This is a genomic window from Marinobacter sp. MA (genome assembly GCF_048298425.1).
Classification (GTDB): Bacteria; Pseudomonadota; Gammaproteobacteria; order Pseudomonadales; family Oleiphilaceae; genus Marinobacter; species Marinobacter salsuginis.
Window position 1 is genome coordinate 355,003 of sequence record NZ_CP103058.1, and the last position, 17,787, is coordinate 372,789.

General features: G+C 57.9%; 16 protein-coding genes. 12 read left to right on the forward strand and 4 right to left on the reverse strand.

Annotated features, from left to right (window positions below; genetic code table 11):
• Positions 1-14 precede the first annotated feature (14 nt).
• The 4 genes from NUW46_RS01530 to NUW46_RS01545 form a co-directional block, all read right to left on the reverse strand.
• Complete coding sequence (locus tag NUW46_RS01530) at positions 15-1,931, reverse strand: DUF1302 family protein (protein WP_418141215.1); 1,917 nt, start codon at positions 1,929-1,931, stop codon at positions 15-17.
• Positions 1,932-1,972: 41 nt separating this feature from the next.
• A complete protein-coding gene (locus tag NUW46_RS01535; protein WP_418141216.1) occupies positions 1,973-4,438 on the reverse strand; it encodes an efflux RND transporter permease subunit in 2,466 nt (821 codons plus the stop codon).
• Positions 4,439-4,440: 2 nt separating this feature from the next.
• A complete protein-coding gene (locus tag NUW46_RS01540; RefSeq protein ID WP_083231746.1) occupies positions 4,441-5,439 on the reverse strand; it encodes a WD40/YVTN/BNR-like repeat-containing protein in 999 nt (332 codons plus the stop codon).
• Between the two features lie 259 nt (positions 5,440-5,698).
• Positions 5,699-7,402, reverse strand: coding sequence for a sigma-54-dependent Fis family transcriptional regulator (locus NUW46_RS01545; RefSeq protein WP_069182663.1), 1,704 nt, complete (start codon positions 7,400-7,402; stop codon positions 5,699-5,701).
• Positions 7,403-7,771: 369 nt separating this feature from the next.
• On the opposite strand from NUW46_RS01545, the gene NUW46_RS01550 reads away from it, so the two are divergent.
• The 12 genes from NUW46_RS01550 to NUW46_RS01605 all read left to right on the forward strand — a co-directional run bounded on the left by NUW46_RS01550 (position 7,772) and on the right by NUW46_RS01605 (position 17,787).
• A complete protein-coding gene (locus tag NUW46_RS01550) occupies positions 7,772-8,029 on the forward strand; it encodes a phenol hydroxylase subunit (RefSeq protein WP_069182664.1) in 258 nt (85 codons plus the stop codon).
• A gap of 53 nt (positions 8,030-8,082) precedes the next feature.
• Complete coding sequence (locus tag NUW46_RS01555) at positions 8,083-9,084, forward strand: aromatic/alkene monooxygenase hydroxylase subunit beta (RefSeq protein ID WP_069182665.1); 1,002 nt, start codon at positions 8,083-8,085, stop codon at positions 9,082-9,084.
• Entirely contained in the window at positions 9,081-9,350 is a 270-nt protein-coding gene (locus NUW46_RS01560; protein WP_069182666.1) for an MmoB/DmpM family protein, read from the forward strand. Before NUW46_RS01555 ends, NUW46_RS01560 begins: the two co-directional genes overlap by 4 nt.
• A gap of 14 nt (positions 9,351-9,364) precedes the next feature.
• Positions 9,365-10,900: an aromatic/alkene/methane monooxygenase hydroxylase/oxygenase subunit alpha gene (locus tag NUW46_RS01565; protein WP_136630689.1), complete on the forward strand. Its 1,536-nt coding sequence runs from the start codon at positions 9,365-9,367 to the stop codon at positions 10,898-10,900.
• Between the two features lie 72 nt (positions 10,901-10,972).
• Positions 10,973-11,332, forward strand: a complete 360-nt coding sequence (locus tag NUW46_RS01570) for a phenol hydroxylase subunit P4 (RefSeq protein WP_069182668.1) — start codon at positions 10,973-10,975, stop codon at positions 11,330-11,332.
• Between the two features lie 15 nt (positions 11,333-11,347).
• Complete coding sequence (locus NUW46_RS01575; protein WP_136631159.1) at positions 11,348-12,409, forward strand: NADH:ubiquinone reductase (Na(+)-transporting) subunit F; 1,062 nt, start codon at positions 11,348-11,350, stop codon at positions 12,407-12,409.
• A 12-nt stretch (positions 12,410-12,421) separates the two neighbouring features.
• Positions 12,422-12,745: a 2Fe-2S iron-sulfur cluster-binding protein gene (locus NUW46_RS01580; RefSeq protein WP_136630691.1), complete on the forward strand. Its 324-nt coding sequence runs from the start codon at positions 12,422-12,424 to the stop codon at positions 12,743-12,745.
• 11 nt (positions 12,746-12,756) lie between these two features.
• Positions 12,757-13,680 (forward strand): catechol 2,3-dioxygenase, encoded by a 924-nt coding sequence (locus NUW46_RS01585; RefSeq protein ID WP_418141217.1) that lies wholly within the window; start codon positions 12,757-12,759, stop codon positions 13,678-13,680.
• Between the two features lie 31 nt (positions 13,681-13,711).
• Entirely contained in the window at positions 13,712-15,172 is a 1,461-nt protein-coding gene (locus tag NUW46_RS01590) for a 2-hydroxymuconic semialdehyde dehydrogenase (protein ID WP_418141218.1), read from the forward strand.
• 7 nt (positions 15,173-15,179) lie between these two features.
• The gene (locus NUW46_RS01595) at positions 15,180-16,040 is read left to right on the forward strand and encodes an alpha/beta fold hydrolase (RefSeq protein WP_136630693.1); all 861 of its coding nucleotides are present in this window, start codon (positions 15,180-15,182) and stop codon (positions 16,038-16,040) included.
• Positions 16,040-16,825, forward strand: coding sequence for a 2-oxopent-4-enoate hydratase (gene dmpE / locus NUW46_RS01600; protein WP_069182673.1), 786 nt, complete (start codon positions 16,040-16,042; stop codon positions 16,823-16,825). The genes NUW46_RS01595 and dmpE overlap by 1 nt, the downstream gene beginning before the upstream one ends.
• Before the next feature lie 26 nt (positions 16,826-16,851).
• Positions 16,852-17,787 (forward strand): acetaldehyde dehydrogenase (acetylating), encoded by a 936-nt coding sequence (locus tag NUW46_RS01605; protein WP_209399208.1) that lies wholly within the window; start codon positions 16,852-16,854, stop codon positions 17,785-17,787.

The following is a 17,787-nucleotide window of genomic DNA, read 5'->3' on the forward strand; positions in this document are numbered from 1 at the left end:
GTGTTACCTCGTGATCAGAAGCTGTAGCGAACGGTCAGTTGGACTTCGTCTTCTTCCTGCGCCATACCGATCGGACCGGACTTGAAGCGGCCGAGGGGCTCAAAGCCACCAAGGCCCGCGGACTCACCTGGTTGGTGATTGACCACACCCGGTGTCTGGGTGAACGGATCCCAGGGGTTACAGGAACGGCAGTCGTCGAATTTGCGGGCACCGTCTCCAACCTTCACGTTGGCGCCGGCAGTAACCCGGAACCGGTCCGTCACGATCCAGTCAACACTCGGGGCCAGCGTGGTGGCCTGGGCGCGGAAGTCGTGGGCGGTGATCAGTTTCGGGATCAGACGGTTGTTCATGTAAAAGCCCTGAATCAGCAGGGTGCCAATCCAGTTGTGCTCCCAGTCCGGAATGCCGGCTTCACCATAGGTCCTCTGCTCACGCTCGTGATCAAGAATGTGCTGGCCGAAGATCTGGCCGGAGAACAGGAACGACTGGTTTTCGTTCAGGAAAGGAATAAACACGTTCTTGTCTGCGCCAATAACGTAACGTGCCACGTCAGACTCGGAATAAAGTCTCTCGCGCAGGGTATTGGCGAATTCCTCGCCCGAGGTGTAGGCAGTCTCGAACCGGAATACGGTATCGATGCCCTGGGAGTAGTAGTCCAGGGAGCCACCCACCAGGTTGACCCGCGGGAAGTGGATGTCGAAGGCGATCAGGGACGGATAAACGTCTGTCGTACCGTCAAACGCGTTCTGGGCGGGAATGCCACCGCGAAGCGAGGGTAACTGGGAGCGATAGGTCAGTGCATTCAGGGAGAAGCCCAGGTCGCCATAGACACCTTCCAGTTTAAGCCCCAGCTGGGTGTTGGACAGCTTCCAGCTCGGCATATTGGCGCGGCGGATACCGATCTGCCCGGGGCCGAAGTCGGTTGCCAGACCACCATCAGGTGTCGCGCCTGCAAAGTTGGCCACGGTGCCGCCATTTTCCCAGAGGTTGTTCATGCCCCGGAAGAAACAGCCGGCGTCGAGGATCACGTTGGGCTGGCCGCACTGGCCGATGTCGTGGGGACGGAACTCGTCGAAGTTCCACACCACCTGGAAGTTCAGGTCGTCAAAGGCAAAGCCTTCGAACACTTCCGTCGGGCCCATACGGTAGTCCGTTTTCAGGATCCACATGGGAATCCGGATATCTTCCAGCTCGTCGTAGATGTTGTTGCGGGAATAGTCCACCGGGTTGATCACATCGAGGACCCGGAACAGATCGGTGCGGCCCCAGATGACCTGCTGTTTACCCAGACGGGTGCTGAGTACGTTGCCACTGTCGAAGTTCAGATCGAAATCAACATAGAGTTCCCGGATGAAATCCAGACGGTCATTGAACTCCTGGAAACGCAGCTCATCTTCGTCCTTGTCGAGGTAGTCATCGATACAGCCGCGGCTGTCGACGTCACAGGGACGTACGGGTACGCCAAAAGCAACGCCGTTGTCCTGATCATGCAGGTGCTCGCCGAGAACTACCATGCCGTCGTTGGGGTTCTCATTGATGTCGAAGCCTAAGAACGGCGTGGGAGCAATACCGCCTCCATGGGGAACCGAGCCCTGGGCGATGTCCTGGAGCTGAATCGGCCCGCCGGCTTTACTGCCGTATTCGTCATCATTGAGGTCGTAAACCCCGTCGTAGGTGCCGCGAAGCGTGCCGTTTACGGAGACATTGCTGAAAATGCCCACGTTACCTATCTGTTTTTCCCCCTCAAGCTGAATGGTGTTCCGGAATTTGGAGAGACCCACTCCGTCACGTGCGTAGGTTGCGTTCTCATAGAAGCCATTGATCCTGGTATCCTCCGCGGCAACAGTGCCGGGCAGCGCAGCCAGGGTGAGTGCAGTGGTGCTGGAGAATACAGCGCACCACAGACTCAGGCCTTTTATTTTTGTTTGCATGGCAGATCCTCGTTTGGGTTGTTCTGGAGCCTTGCCCCGGGTCAAGCCCGGGACGCGGCTCCGGCTACGTATCCATCACTGTCCCGGCTGTTATCGGTTGGTGAGGGAGTTGGTTCGGGACGTTGACGGTCGGCGTGGAGAATGCCGTCCTCGTCCGCGTAGACGTTGGTAATGAAACGGGGCTTGAACACCAGCACCCAGGAAGGCACCAGCAGCATGGCGGCGATGCCGTTGATCACGATCATCACGCACAGCAGCATGGCGGCATCGGACTGGAACCGCAGGTCAGAGAAGATGACCCACATGATGATGCCGGCCATCAGGGTGAGCGCGGTGAAACTGATGGCCATGCCGGTAGTGGCGATGGCCCGGCGAACCGCCTCGCGCAGCTCGCCACACTTGGCCATTTCCTCGCGTATGCGGTCCATCATGTAGATGGAGTAATCAATGCCCACGCCGATGCCGACGGCAATCACCGGCACCGTATTGATGTCGATGCTGAGCCCGTACAGGCCCATATAGGCGTAGGTCAGGGTGGTGGCGAACAGCATTGCCAGCAGCATCATCAGGCCGGCGTGCCAGGAGGTGTAAAACAGCATCACGAAGGCAAAAATCAGCAGGAACACCAGTGGTAGTACGATCATGTTGGTATCGAACGCTGATTCGTTCATGGCTGCGGCAACACCGAGCGTTCCTCCAGCCAGCCGGATGGTCAGTCCCTCGACGCTGTCACCATTTTCGGCGATCCATTCCTTGGCCATGTGAATGGCGCGGCGGATGGTTTCGCCCTGGCGATCCTTGTAGAAGAACACCAGATTGGCGACCCGGTCGTCGGTGTCATTGAACTCATCGAGTGCGCCGGGAATGGGGCTGGAAGCCATGTAGGTGAACATCAGGCCTCCCACATAACGCTGGTCGTGGGGAATCTGGTACCAGCGTGGATCGTCGTTGTGCATCAGCCGGTTCACCTGCTTGACTAGGTCGGGCAGGCCCTTGGATCCGCCAACACCCGGATCGGTGAGCATGTGCGCCTGGAAGTCCGACAGAGCCTTGAGCACTTCAGGCCGTTTGAGGCCACCTTTCTCGTCGGTTTCGGCGATCACATACAGCTCCTCGGAACCGGGGAAGCGGTCATTCACCACGCGGGAGGAGATGTTGTAATCGTGGTCCGGGTACAGGATCGGAGAACCGGGTTCCGAGTCGCCGATCTGGACGTTGGACGCCGCAAGGACGCCGGCACCCATCAAGACTGCCGCCGCTGCCAGTACAATTTTTGCCCGTCCGGGGCGAGTCACGGTTCGTGAGCAGCTGCTGCCGATATAACGCAGGGCGGTCTCGCGCATCTCGGCATTCTTTGGTGTGGGCAGGATCGAAAGCAGCAGGGGAACACCGATCAGAACCGTAAATACAACGGTGATTGCCCAGAGAGAGGCATAGATCCCCAGGTGGGTGTTCAGGGGAATCGAGCCGATGGCGATCAGTGACAGGCCGATGGCATCGGACACCACGCCCAGGGAGCCGGGGCGGAACAGGCTGTCAAAGGTAGCCTTGGCGGCCTTTGGGCCCTCGCCCAGCTCGCGGGTTTCTGCGTAATAACGTTCTACCAGCTGAACACCGTGGCTCATGGCCCGGGCAGCAATCAAAAAGGGGATGACCAGCCCGAGCGGGTCCAGGTTGTAACCGAGCAGGCTGATGATCCCAAGGCCCCAGATCGTGGAGATCAGAACGCCGCCCAGGGGAATCAGCACCCCATAGGCTTTGCGGAAATGGAAAACCAGCAGTGCCAGCATGGCCAGAACGGTGAAGATGAAGATCTGCAGAATCTGGTCCATGTAGGTGTAGGCCCAGCCAACAAGTACGGGCTGGCCTGTGGCGTAGATGGTGACGTCGTCACCGGCCTCCTGCTCGCGGAGCTGCTGCAGTTGCGCGAATGTCTTCTCGTAGTCGAGCTTGCCTTCGATCAATTGTGCTTTGACTAGAGCCATTCTGAAATCCGGAGACACCAGAGGCCCATAGACTCTTGGGTTTGCGGCCACTGCAGCCTTCATTTCACTCAGGGCCTGTTCGGAATACTCGCCTCGGGTGGAGTCGTAGTAGGGCTCGGAGTTAATGCTGCCTACTTCAGTCAGCCAGATCTCCCGGGAATTGCGGTGCGTAACGCTCGCAACCAGGTTGTGGTTCACGCCGGGCAGGTTATCGACCGCCTGTGTTACCCGGTCGATGGTTGCCAGGTTCTCATTGGAAAAGATGTCGCCTTCGGCGAATTCAACACCGACCACCAGAACGTTGGCGCCGCCAAAATCGTCCTTGATGCTGTTGTGCAGCTCGATGTAAGGATGCTGCTGGGGCAACAGATCGGCGAAGTCCGTGAAGATTTTCAGCCCCGGAATCCGTAGCGCGAAAAACAGCGTCAGGATGGCGATCAGCGACAGGACCTTCCGAGGATTCCTGAAAATCCAGAGTTCCAGCTGGTGCAGGAAGTGCGTGAATCTGTGCAGTCCGGCCATGATCAGTTACCTCGGTTGTTGCTGGCCACTGAGGCCACGGGAATGTCGAGTTGAAGGAGCAGACCGCGGCCTCCGGCTACCAGGAGCTGGTTGTCTGCGAGAACCACGCCGTCGCGCAGGTAAAGGGGCTGGTTGGGTGTTTCAAGACCTGTCCAGCTGCCTCCGGACAACGCCAGAACCGTGGCGTTATCACCCAGGGCAAACAGGGCATTGCCGGCCTTGACGAAGCCAAACACTGGCATGCTGGTGTCGGTAGGCTGGCGGTCCCAGGTTTCTCCGCCGTCGGTGGTGTGGTAGATAAAACCGTTCAGGCCACCAACCCAGCCTTCGTCTGCTGATTCGAAGTAAGCTGCATGGGGATAGAATTCGTCCGGTAGATAGCCGGCGTAATCCCAGGTCTCGCCACCATCCAGTGTTTTCAGAACCAGGCCATATTCTCCGGTCGCAAGTGCCGTTTCCGGATCGAGGAACTGGAGGTTGGTCAGAATGGCGTCCTCATTCAGGGAAGTTTCCTGCCAGGTCGTACCCTGATCCGATGAGCTCTGCAGCGTGGTGAAACTGCCGCCCGCCCACCAGGTGCCGTCGGGCGCGCAATCGGCGGTCATCATCTGCTCCTGGCTCGGAAGCTCATGGGCAGTCCACTGGGTACCGGCAGGGTTCCCGTGCCAGAGCTGATTGTTGAAGGTCAGGGCGATGAAACTGCCGTCCGGGCAGGCATCAAGGGAAAGAAAACTCTCGGTGGTTTGCACCGGGACCCGTTGCCAGTCCGAACCGCCGTTCTCGCTCACAAGCAACGCGCCGTTGTTGCCGGCGATGGCGACAATTTGATCGTTCCGGGCGACGGACTGGAAAAAATCGGTTCGCTGAATGGCTTGCTGGGACTGTTGTCGTACCGCTTCAAGATTCAGCGGCGCCTCGCAACCGGTCAGCAGCGCGGACGCACTCGCAAGAGCGAGCGTGACTGGAACTTTGCCGCGAGGATATTCCATGGGGTATGGCATGTTATGTCACCGTCTTTGTTTTTGTGGAAAAGCGACTGACGGTGGTTCAGCAACGGCTGTGCCAGAACGGATTTAAACGATCTAAGCTTTTGAAAATAAAATTAAAAATGCTTTGTTCTTGGCAGGTTTTGATTTTCGATAACGTGGGATAACAGCGTTGATTTTTATCAAATGATCAAGCGCTGGGCTGGGTTGTCCATTTCGTCATATTCGGTGTGAAGGAGGTGCAACTTCCATGTCGCAGATCCTCTTTGAAGAATCAGCTTTCATCGAGAATGCCAGTTTTTTTAAGGCGATAGGCGAGAGCGGGACGGGTCAGCCCCAGAATTCGAGCAGCCCCTGAGACATTCTGATTCGCCTGTTCCATGGCCTGCCGCATCAGCGTTTCTTCCACTTCCTCCAGGCTGATTCCGCTGTTGATGATATGATCAGACCAGCTTTCCTCCTTGCCGGCAGCCTGGCCGACGCAGACATTACCGTCTGCATCGATTCGTTCTATGGGCATTGGCTCCGATGGAGGAGGCGAGACGAACAGGGCATCCTGACTGATGGATTCGTTGTTGTCAGTTAGGATGACGCCGCGCTCGATGACATTCTCAAGCTCCCGTATATTGCCCGGCCACTGATAGTTCATGCACAGCGCCAGGGCTTTGTCCGATAACCCCAGAGTGCGTTTTTCATACTGGGCGTGGAATTTTTCCAGGAAGTGGCCGACCAGCAAAGGCAAATCTTCAAGTCGTTCCCGCAAAGGTGGGATTCTCACCGGGAAAACGTTCAGGCGATAAAATAGGTCGGCTCTGAAGCGGCCGTCCTCGACTGCCTGTTCAAGGCTCTCGTTGGTGGCGGCGATCACTCGAACGTTGACCTTTCGGGTGCGATTGTCGCCCACTCTTTCAAGTTCACTTTCCTGTAATACTCTGAGCAGGGTGGCCTGGGCTCGGGGAGTGAGCTCCACAACCTCGTCCAGAAAGATGGTTCCACCGTTGGCGCGTTCGAAACGCCCTTCTCTCGACTGGTTCGCACCCGTGTAGGCGCCTTTTTCAACGCCGAAAAGTTCCGCCTCGATCAAGTCAGGCGGAATGGCCGCGCAATTCACGGCGATGAAGGGCCCATCAGCCCTTGCGCTTCGCAAATGGACGCTGCGAGCTATTACTTCCTTGCCGACGCCTGTCTCGCCCAGGAGAAGTACCGACACCTTTCCCTGTGCGGCCTTGTCAATCATCCGGCACACCTTGTTATAGGATGCGGACTGGCCAATGCCGTAATACTGGCCTTCTTGCCGCTGAAAGGAGCTTCGCAAGGAGTTTAATTGTGCCTGAAGATCGTAAAGCTCTTCGATGATCGGATCCGCTTTGAAGTAGCGGGAGAACTCTTTCCCGTCCTTCCATTGCTCCGCAGGTTTACCCTCGATCATGCATTTCTCATCGCCACAGCCCCGGCAGCTGACTTCCCGGAAGATGATTTCCCGGCCCATGAACGATGAGGTATAGGCGCAGGCATACCCCAGCAGTACCCAGCAGGCCGGTTCTTTCATAAGACCCAGCTCGGTCTTGCAGATCTCCACTTCCCAGGAGTCGATCCATTCAAGGCGTCCGTAAAAATCTCCGGTTTCCTGGTCCAGATCGATCTCCAGGGGAACGACTTTCACCATACCCTTCAGCGAGTGAAGTTGCGGACCGGCCAGAAAAATATCCAGCTCACTGCAATGAGGCCTCAGCTTGCGGGCCAGCTCAGCATCCTTGAGCCCAGAGAGATAGCCAAGCCTTAGGAAGAATCCCTTGGCTCTCTCAATGCCCATGCTATTAACGATCTCGCGACGGAATGCTGCCAATGAACTGAGATTCATCAACAGCATACGCTGTTCGCCAAACCAGATTTTGCCCTCCGTGGATTGAAACTGGATCTGGTCCTTGAGATCCCTGAAGTCTGAATAACTCAGCTGTGGCTTGTAGCTTGCAGCCATGGTGTTCACCCCTTTTGTTGTTGTCGGCGGGGACTGCTCTTTTCGGAGAGCCTGTTGGCATTTCGCTTAAATAGTTAATACCTGATCGATGTCACAAATCAACCAAATGATAAAAAACTGCTTGCAGCAGGGCGAGATCAGAGCGTCTCAGCATTTGGTTATTCGGGCGGGGGAAATTGATCATTTAGTAAAAAGATAGCCGCGGAAGCAGCAGGTACTCTCCAAGAACTATTCACGCTGATTCATTTCGAATGACTGATAACTGTTTGAAAAACAGTTGGATGGATATTTGCGCTCGGCTTTTTGACGGGTTTGGCACACGCGTTGCTCGTCCCCTCCCAGACAACAACAAACCCAGTGGTGCAAATCATGACCAGCGAGACACGAGCCAAATCCTTTGACGAGATGACCCGCTATATCCGGGTTCGCAGCGAGCCGGGCGACAAATTCGTGGAATTCGACTTTGCCATCGGTCACCCGGAGCTGTTCGTCGAACTGGTTCTACCCAGGGAGGCGTTCCAAATCTTCTGCAAGCACAACAACGTGGTCCACATGGACTCCGACATGATCCGCCAAATCGACGAAGACATGGTCAAGTGGCGGTTCGGGGAGCGCGGCCAGCGTTAATGAGCAACATCCATCAACGTTCTGTTCCACAAAAACAACACGGTAAGGTTGATATGACTATCGAAATAAAGACCAACTCGGTGGAGCCCATCCGTCAGACCTACGGCCACATCGCACGCCGTTTCGGAGACAAACCCGCCACCCGCTACCAAGAAGCAAGTTACGACCTGGAGGCGAAAACCAATTTCCACTACCGCCCCCAGTGGGATCCGAATTACGAGCTCAACGACGAGCGGCGTACCGCGATTCGCATGGAAGACTGGTATGCGGTGACTGATCCGCGCCAGTTCTACTACGGGGCATACGTCGGCAATCGCGCCAAGATGCAGGAGGCCGCCGAGACCAGCTATGGCTTCTGCGACAAGCGTAACCTGCTGACCCGTCTGCCGGAAGAAACCCGCACCATGCTGCTGCGTCTGTTGGTTCCCCTGCGTCACCTGGAGCTGGGCGCCAACATGAACAACAGCAAAATCGCAGGTGAGGCCACCGCAACCACGGTATCCCAGATGCATATCTACCAGGCCATGGACCGTCTCGGTATCGGCCAGTATCTCTCGCGAATTGCCCTGATGATTGACGGGACCACCGGTGCCGGGCTCGACGAGTCCAAGGGTTACTGGATGGACGATGCGCTCTGGCAACCCATGCGCAAGCTGGTGGAAGACACCCTGGTTGTCCAGGACTGGTTCGAGCTGACCCTCATTCAGAACGTGCTGATGGACGGCCTGCTGTTCCCGCTGGTTTACGAAAAGATGGACCAGTGGTGGGAAGAGCAGGGTGCCGAAGACGTTTCCATGCTCACCGAGTTCATGCGCGACTGGTACAAGGATTCCCAACGCTGGACCAACGCCATGGTCAAGGTGGTTGCCGGCGAAAGCGAAGCCAACCTCCAGCAGCTCCAGACCTGGGCCGACCAGTGGGAGCCGGAAATCTACAACGCCCTGAAGCCGCTGGCGGAAGCATCCGTTGGCGTGGAAGCCCTCGATGAGGTCAGGGCGCAACTCGCCACCCGTCTCAAGAAGTTCGGGCTCAACACCCAGGGAGTATCGGCATGAGCCAGCTCGTATTCATCGCATTCCAGGACAACGACAACGCCCGCTACATGGTGGAAGCCATTCAGGAAGACAACCCTGAAGCGGAGGTTCAGCACCAGCCGGCAATGATCCGGATCCAGGCCGAAAAGCGCCTGGTGATCAACCGGGAGACCATGGAAGAAAAGCTGGGCCGCGACTGGGATGTCCAGGAAATGCTTATCGATGTCATCAGTATTGGCGGCAACGTCGACGAAGACGATGACCACTTCATCCTTGAGTGGAAATAATCGGGAGACACATCATGGCTGTTAAAAACAAAAAGTTGAACCTGAAAGACAAGTACCAGTACCTGACTCGGGACATGGCCTGGGAGCCCAGCTACCAGAAGAAAGAGGACATCTTCCCGGACGAGCAGTTCGAGGGTATCAAGATCACTGACTGGTCCCAGTGGGAAGACCCGTTCCGTCTGACCATGGATGCCTATTGGAAGTACCAGGCGGAAAAAGAGAAGAAGCTGTACGCAATTTTTGATGCCTTTGCCCAGAACAACGGCCATCAGAACATTTCCGATGCCCGCTATGTCAACGCCCTGAAACTGTTCCTGACCGGCGTATCACCGCTTGAACATGCGGCGTTCCAGGGTTATGCCAAAGTAGGCAGACAGTTCAGTGGTGCCGGTGCACGCGTGGCCTGCCAGATGCAGGCCATTGACGAGCTGCGTCATTCCCAGACCCAGCAGCACGCCATGAGCCACTACAACAAGCACTTCAATGGCCTGCACGATGCTGCCTACATGCACGACCGGGTTTGGTTCCTGTCGGTGCCCAAGTCGTTCTTTGACGATGCTCGCTCGGCCGGCCCGTTCGAGTTCCTGACCGCTATCTCGTTCTCCTTCGAGTATGTGCTGACCAACCTTCTGTTCGTGCCCTTTATGTCCGGCGCCGCCTACAACGGCGACATGGCCACGGTGACCTTTGGTTTCTCGGCTCAGTCTGATGAGGCGCGGCACATGACCCTGGGCCTTGAGGTGATCAAGTTCATCCTGGAGCAGCACGAGGACAACGTGCCCATCGTTCAGCGCTGGATCGACAAGTGGTTCTGGCGCGGGTTCCGCCTGCTCAGCCTGGTCAGCATGATGATGGACTACATGCTGCCGAACAAGGTTATGAGCTGGGCCGAGGCCTGGGAAGTCTATTACGAGCAGAATGGCGGTGCCCTGTTCAAGGATCTGGAACGCTATGGTATCCGTCCGCCCAAATACCAGGACGTGGCCAACGATGCCAAGCATCACCTGAGCCATCAGCTGTGGACCACCTTCTACCAGTACAGCCAGGCCACCAACTTCCACACCTGGATTCCGGAAAAGGAAGAAATGGACTGGATGTCCGAGAAGTACCCGGAGACTTTCGACAAGTACTACCGTCCCCGCTACGAGTACCTGGCGAAAGAAGCCGCCGCTGGCCGGCGCTTCTACAACAACACCCTGCCGCAGCTATGCCAGGTGTGTCAGGTACCCACCCTGTTTACCGAGATGGGTGCGCCCACCAAGCTGAGCCATCGTCAGCTGGTGCATGAAGGCGAGCGCTACCACTTCTGCTCCGAAGCCTGCTGCGACATTTTCAAGGATGAACCGGAGAAGTACGTCCAGGCCTGGTTGCCGGTGCACCAGATCTACCAGGGCAACTGTGAGGGTGCCGACGTCGAGACAGTGGTGCAGAAGTACTACCACATCAATATCGGCGAGGACAATTTCGAGTACGTAGGGTCCCCAGACCACAAGCATTGGCTTTCCATCAAGGGCCAGAAACCGGCTGACCAGAGTAAAGACGCAGCCTGACAGTGACCCGGGAATCGCCCGGCTGCCTGGGGCGTCGGGCGAACCACGCACAAAAACAACAAGGTGACCACCATGAGTGTTAACGCGTTATACGACTACAAGTTCGAACCGAAAGACAAGGTTGAGAACTTCAATGGCATGCAACTGCTGTATGTCTACTGGCCCAATCACTTGCTGTTCTGCGCGCCGTTTGCGTTGCTGGTGCAGCCGGATATGACGTTCGGCGATCTCGTCGAGACCGTTATCAAACCGGCAGCTGCCGCCCATCCGGATGCCGCCAAAGCCGACTTCCTGAATGCCGAGTGGCTGCTGAACGATGAACCGTTCACGCCGCGGGCTGACGCCAGCCTGAAAGACAACGGCATTGATCATAAAAGCATGCTCACGGTCACCACGCCGGGGCTGAACGGCATTGCCGACGTCGGTTACTGAGCGGGGAGAAGTGCCATGAGTCATACCGTGACTATCGAGCCTATCGGCGAGCAGATTGAAGTGGAGGACGGCCAGACCATCCTCCAGGCCGCGCTCCGCCAGGGTGTCTGGCTGCCCTTCGCCTGCGGTCATGGCACCTGCGCAACGTGCAAGGTCCAGGTGTTGGAAGGCGACGTGGAGATTGGCGACGCCTCGCCCTTTGCCCTGATGGACATTGAGCGGGACGAGGGCAAGGTGCTTGCCTGCTGTGCCACCGTTGAAAGTGACGTGACCATCGAAGCAGATATCGATGTCGATCCGGATTTCGAGGGATACCCGGTGGAGGACTACACCGCTACCGTGACAGACATCGTCGACCTGTCGCCCACCATCAAGGGTGTTCATCTGAAGCTGGACCGCCCCATGACGTTCCAGGCCGGCCAGTACATCAATATCGAATTGCCGGATGTGGACGGCCCCCGGGCTTTCTCACTGGCCAACCCGCCCAGCAAGTCCGACGAAGTGGAACTGCACGTTCGCCTGGTGCCTGGCGGTGCTGCCACCACCTACATCCATGAACAGCTCAAGGTCGGCGAAGAGCTGAACCTGTCCGGCCCCTACGGGCAATTTTTTGTCCGCAGCTCCCAGCCGGGCGATCTGATCTTCATTGCCGGCGGCTCCGGCCTTTCCAGCCCGCAGTCCATGATTCTGGACCTGCTGGAGCAGAACGACGAGCGCAAGATCACCCTGTTCCAGGGTGCCCGGAACCAGGCCGAGCTTTACAACCGCGAGTTGTTCGAGGCGCTGGCCAGGGATCATGAGCACTTTACTTACGTGCCCGCACTGAGTGATGCCGACGACGACACCGATTGGCAGGGCTTTCGGGGCTATGTCCATGAAGCCGCCAAGGAGCACTACGACGGGCGGTTTGCTGGCAACAAGGCCTACATGTGTGGACCGCCCCCGATGATTGATTCCGCAATTACTGCGTTGATGCAGGGACGGTTGTTCGAGCGGGACATTTTCATGGAGAAGTTCCTGACGGCTGCAGATGGTGCGGAAGACAACCAGCGTTCGGCGCTTTTCAAGAAGATCTGATGCGGAGGAAGCATGGCGGTATTCCATGTGGTCAACCGCACGACCGGCGACCGGTTCCGGTGTGAGGAGGACCAGAGTGTTCTCAAGGCCATGGAGCTGGTTGGCAAGAAGTGTGTCCCGGTGGGTTGCCGGGGCGGTGGCTGCGGGTTTTGCAAGATCCGCGTTGTTGAAGGCGAGTTCCGGTGCGGAAAGATGAGCAAGGCCCACTGCCCCCCGGAGGCTCTTGATAAAGGGGAAGTCCTGGCCTGCCGGATCTACCCGAGAACCGATTTGATGATCGAGTGTATGCCGCAACCTGCAGCGCCACTCGCCGAACAGACAAAAACAAAACCGTAGAGGTAATCGTCATGAAAAAAGGTGTTATGCGTCCTGGTCACGTTCAGATTCGCGTTCTGGACATTGAAGAAGCGGTAAAACATTACACAGACCTGATGGGCCTTATCGAGACAGACCGAGACGAACAGGGCCGGGTTTATCTGAAGGCCTGGACCGAAGTGGACAAGTTCTCGGTGGTACTGGTTGAGGCCGACGAGCCCGGTTGTGATTTCATGGGCTTCAAGGTTGTGGATGAGGCAGCGCTTGTTCAGCTGGAAAAAGACCTGGTGGCTTACGGGCTGGATGTAGAGCAGATTCCCGAAGGCGAGCTGAAAGACTGCGGCCGCCGGATCCGCTTTACCGTGCCTTCGGGCCACGCGTTCGAGCTATACGCCGACAAACTCTACACCGGCAAATGGGGTGTTACCGAGGTTAATCCCGAGGCCTGGCCCCGTGGCCTGTCCGGCATGAAGGCGGTGCGGTTTGACCATTGCCTGTTCTACGGGCCGGAACTGGCGGCTGTGTATGACATCTTCGTGAACGTGCTTGGCTTCCATCTGGCCGAGCAGGTGCTGGACCCGGAAGGCACCCGCGTTGCCCAGTTCCTGACCGTCTCCATGAAAGAGCACGACATTGCCTTCATCCACCACGAGGAGAAGGGCAAGTTCCATCACGCCTCTTTCTTCCTCGAGACCTGGGAAGACGTACTGCGGGCCGCAGACCTGATCTCCATGACCGATACCTCCATCGATATCGGCCCCACACGGCACGGTCTGACCCACGGCAAAACCATTTATTTCTTTGACCCGTCAGGCAACCGCAACGAGGTCTTCTGCGGCGGTGACTACACCTACCCGGACCACAAACCGGTGACCTGGCAGGCCGAGCAGTTGGGCAAGGCCATCTTCTACCACGATCGCGTGTTGAACGAGCGGTTCCTGACGGTTTTGACCTGACCAACATCTTCAGCAACAGGATTTAGCAGCAATGAAAGAGATCAAACACTACATCAACGGCCAGTACGTGGCGTCCGCCAGCGGCAAGCTGTTCGACAATGTGAACCCCGCGAACGGCAAGGTCATTGCCAAGGTGCACGAGGGTGGTCGGGAAGAAGTCGACGCCGCCGTCAAGGCGGCCCGGGCGGCACTGAAAGGCCCCTGGGGCAGGATGACCCTCGATGAGCGCACCCGCATCCTGCATCGGGTGGCCGATGGCATCAACGAACGCTTCGAGGAGTTTCTCGAAGCCGAGTGCCTGGACACTGGCAAGCCGAAATCCCTGGCCAGCCATATCGACATCCCCCGGGGTGCGGCCAACTTCAAGGTATTCGCGGACATGATCAAGAACGTGCCCACCGAATCCTTTGAAATGCCCACGCCGGACGGCACCGGTGCCCTGAACTACGCAGTACGTCGGCCCAAGGGCGTGATCGGTGTGATCAGCCCCTGGAACCTGCCGCTGCTGCTGATGACCTGGAAGGTCGGGCCGGCCCTGGCCTGTGGCAATACCGTCGTCGTCAAACCGTCGGAAGAGACACCGACCACCACCGCCCTTCTGGGCGAGGTGATGAAGGAAGCCGGTGTGCCGGATGGCGTCTACAACGTTGTTCATGGCTTCGGTGGTGATTCCGCTGGCGCCTATCTGACCGAGCACCCGCAGGTTGACGGGTTCACCTTCACCGGTGAGACCGGCACGGGTGAAGTCATTATGAAGGCGGCTGCCAAAGGTATCCGGGATATTTCCCTGGAGCTGGGCGGCAAGAATGCCGGCCTGGTATTCGCCGATTGCGACATGGACAAGGCCATCGAGGGCACCATGCGCTCTGCTTTTGCCAACTGTGGCCAAGTCTGCCTGGGTACCGAGCGAGTTTACGTTGAGCGGTCGGTTTTCGACGAGTTTGTCGGTCGCCTCAAGGAAGCCGCGGAAGGTCTGAAGATTGGCCCGCCTGATGATGCAGAAGCCAACCTGGGGCCGCTTGTCAGCCTCGAACACCGCGAAAAGGTGCTCTCTTACTACCAGAAAGCCGTCGATGACGGAGCAACCGTTGTGACCGGTGGTGGTGTTCCTGAGATGCCTTCCGAGCTGGCGGGCGGAGCCTGGGTCGAGCCCACCATCTGGACCGGCCTGCCGGACGATTCGGCGGTCGTTACGGACGAGATCTTTGGACCCTGCTGCCATATCCGCCCGTTCGATACCGAAGAAGAGGCAATCGAGCTGGCCAACAGTCTCCCCTACGGCCTGGCATCAGCAATCTGGAGCGAAAACATCACCCGCGCCCATCGCGTCGCGGGCCAGATTGAAGCCGGCATTATCTGGGTAAACAGCTGGTTCCTGAGAGACCTGCGGACACCGTTCGGTGGCAGTAAGCAGTCAGGGGTCGGTCGTGAAGGTGGTGTGCACTCCCTCGAGTTCTACACCGAAATGAAAAACATCTGCGTCAAATTGTGAGGGCGTCATGAATGCACCTGTAGACAGCCCTGAAATCGGGCGTGAAATTGTTGCCGCAGGCTACCGCACCAACGTGCACGACCATGGCGAAGGCGGTTTCCCCGTGATGATGATTCATGGCTCCGGCCCCGGTGTGACGGCCTGGGCAAACTGGCGCCTGGTGATTCCGGAACTGGCCAAACACCGTCGCGTTGTGGCGCCGGATATGCTGGGCTTCGGCTACAGCGAGCGCCCGGAAGACCAGATCTACAACCGGGAGCGCTGGGTCAAGCACGCCCTGGGCGTGATGGATGAGCTGGGCCTGGAACAGGTCGACCTAGTGGGGAATTCCTTCGGGGGAGGTTTGGCCCTGGCGCTCGCCATTGAGCATCCGGAGCGGGTACGCCGCCTGGTGCTGATGGGCTCAGCAGGGGTCAGCTTCCCGATTACCAAAGGCCTGGACGAGGTGTGGGGGTACGAACCTTCGCTTGAGACCATGCGCCGTTTGATGGACGTGTTTGCCTTCAACAAGGGCCTGCTGACCAGCGAGCTGGCGGAGATGCGCTATCAGGCCAGCATCCGGCCCGGTTTCCAGGAGTCGTTTTCGGCCATGTTCCCGGCTCCTCGTCAACGTTGGGTCGATAACCTGGCTAGTAACGAAGACGACATCCGGGCGCTTCCCCATGAAACCCTGATCCTCCATGGCCGGGAAGATGAAGTCATTCCTCTCGACGCCTCTTATCGACTGGCTGAACTGATCGACCGCGCCCAGCTGCATGTATTCGGTCGCTGTGGCCATTGGACCCAGATTGAGCATGCCGGCCGGTTTGCCCGGTTGGTCAATGATTTCCTGAACGAGGCCGATCAGGCCGCTGCCGGAGGTAACTAATGGAACAGACGAAAATTCACGCCTTTGGCGACGAGCTCTATCAGGCAATGATGAAAAGGGAGGCGGTCAGCCCGCTGACCAGCCGTGGTGAGGATATCACCATTGATGATGCCTACCACATTTCCCTGCGCATGCTGGAACGTCGTCTGGCGGATGGCGCCTCGATTATTGGCAAGAAGATTGGCGTGACCAGCAAAGCCGTACAGAACATGCTCAACGTCCATCAACCGGATTTTGGCTATCTCACCGACGACATGGTGTTCAACAGCGGTGAGGTCATGCCCATCAGCGACCGGCTGATAGCACCGCGCGCAGAGGGCGAAATTGCCTTCATCCTGAAAAAGGACCTGACCGGTCCGGGCGTGACCAACGCCGACGTTCTGGCGGCCACGGAATGCGTGATGCCCTGCTTCGAGATTGTCGATTCCCGCATCCAGGACTGGAAGATCGCCATTCAGGACACCATTGCTGACAACGCTTCCTGCGGTCTGTTTGTGCTCGGGGACCAGGCGGTATCGCCTCGCAAGGTGGATCTGGTTACCTGCGGCATGGTGGTCGAGAAGAACGGCAGTGTGATCAGTGCGGGCGCCGGGGCAGCGGCCCTGGGTTCGCCAGTGAATTGTGTCACCTGGCTGGCGAACACGCTGGGTGAGTTCGGTATTTCCCTTAAGGCCGGCGAAGTCATTCTTTCCGGCTCGCTGGTACCCCTTGAGCCGGTCAAGGCCGGTGATTACATGCGGGTCGACATCGGCGGCATCGGTAGCGCATCCGTGCGCTTCGCATGACCGAAAAGAACAATGAGGAACAGGCTATGAGCAAGAAAATAAAGGCAGCGATCATCGGCTCGGGCAACATCGGCACCGATCTGATGATCAAGATCCTGCGCAATGGCAAGCACATTGAAATGGGCGCCATGGTCGGTATCGATCCGGAATCGGACGGTCTGGCCCGGGCTGCCCGCATGGGCGTGGCCACCACCCACGAAGGCGTCGACGGACTGGTAAAGATGCCGGAATTCGCCGACATCGACATCGTATTCGATGCCACCTCCGCGAAGGCCCATATGCACAACGAAGTGTTCCTGCGCGGCCACAAAGAGGGCATCAAGATCATTGATATGACCCCGGCGGCGATCGGTCCCTACTGTGTGCCGGTGGTGAACCTTGAGCAGCAGCTCCAGGAAGGCAACGTCAACATGGTCACCTGTGGCGGCCAGGCCACCATTCCGATGGTGGCCGCGGTATCACGAGTCGCCAAGGCCCACTACGCGGAGATTGTCGCGTCGATTTCCTCGAAGTCTGCCGGCCCTGGCACTCGCGCCAACATCGACGAGTTTACCGAAACCACCTCCCGCGCTATCGAAGTGGTGGGTGGTGCTCAGAAGGGCAAGGCCATCATCATCCTGAACCCGGCCGAGCCACCCCTGCTGATGCGCGACACCGTATACGTGCTCTCGGATGCGGCCGACAAGGCCCAGGTGGAAGCTTCCGTGGAAGAGATGGTCAAGGCCGTGAACAGCTACGTGCCGGGCTACCGCCTGAAGCAGAAGGTGCAGTTCGACGACATCCCCGAAGACCAGCCCATGAACGTTCCGGGCCTCGGCCGCTTCAGTGGCCTGAAGACTTCCATCTTCCTGGAAGTGGAGGGCGCCGCCCACTACCTGCCGGCCTATGCCGGCAACCTGGACATCATGACCTCCGCCGCTCTCGGTACCGCCGAGCGCATCGCCGAATCGCTGGTCAACTGA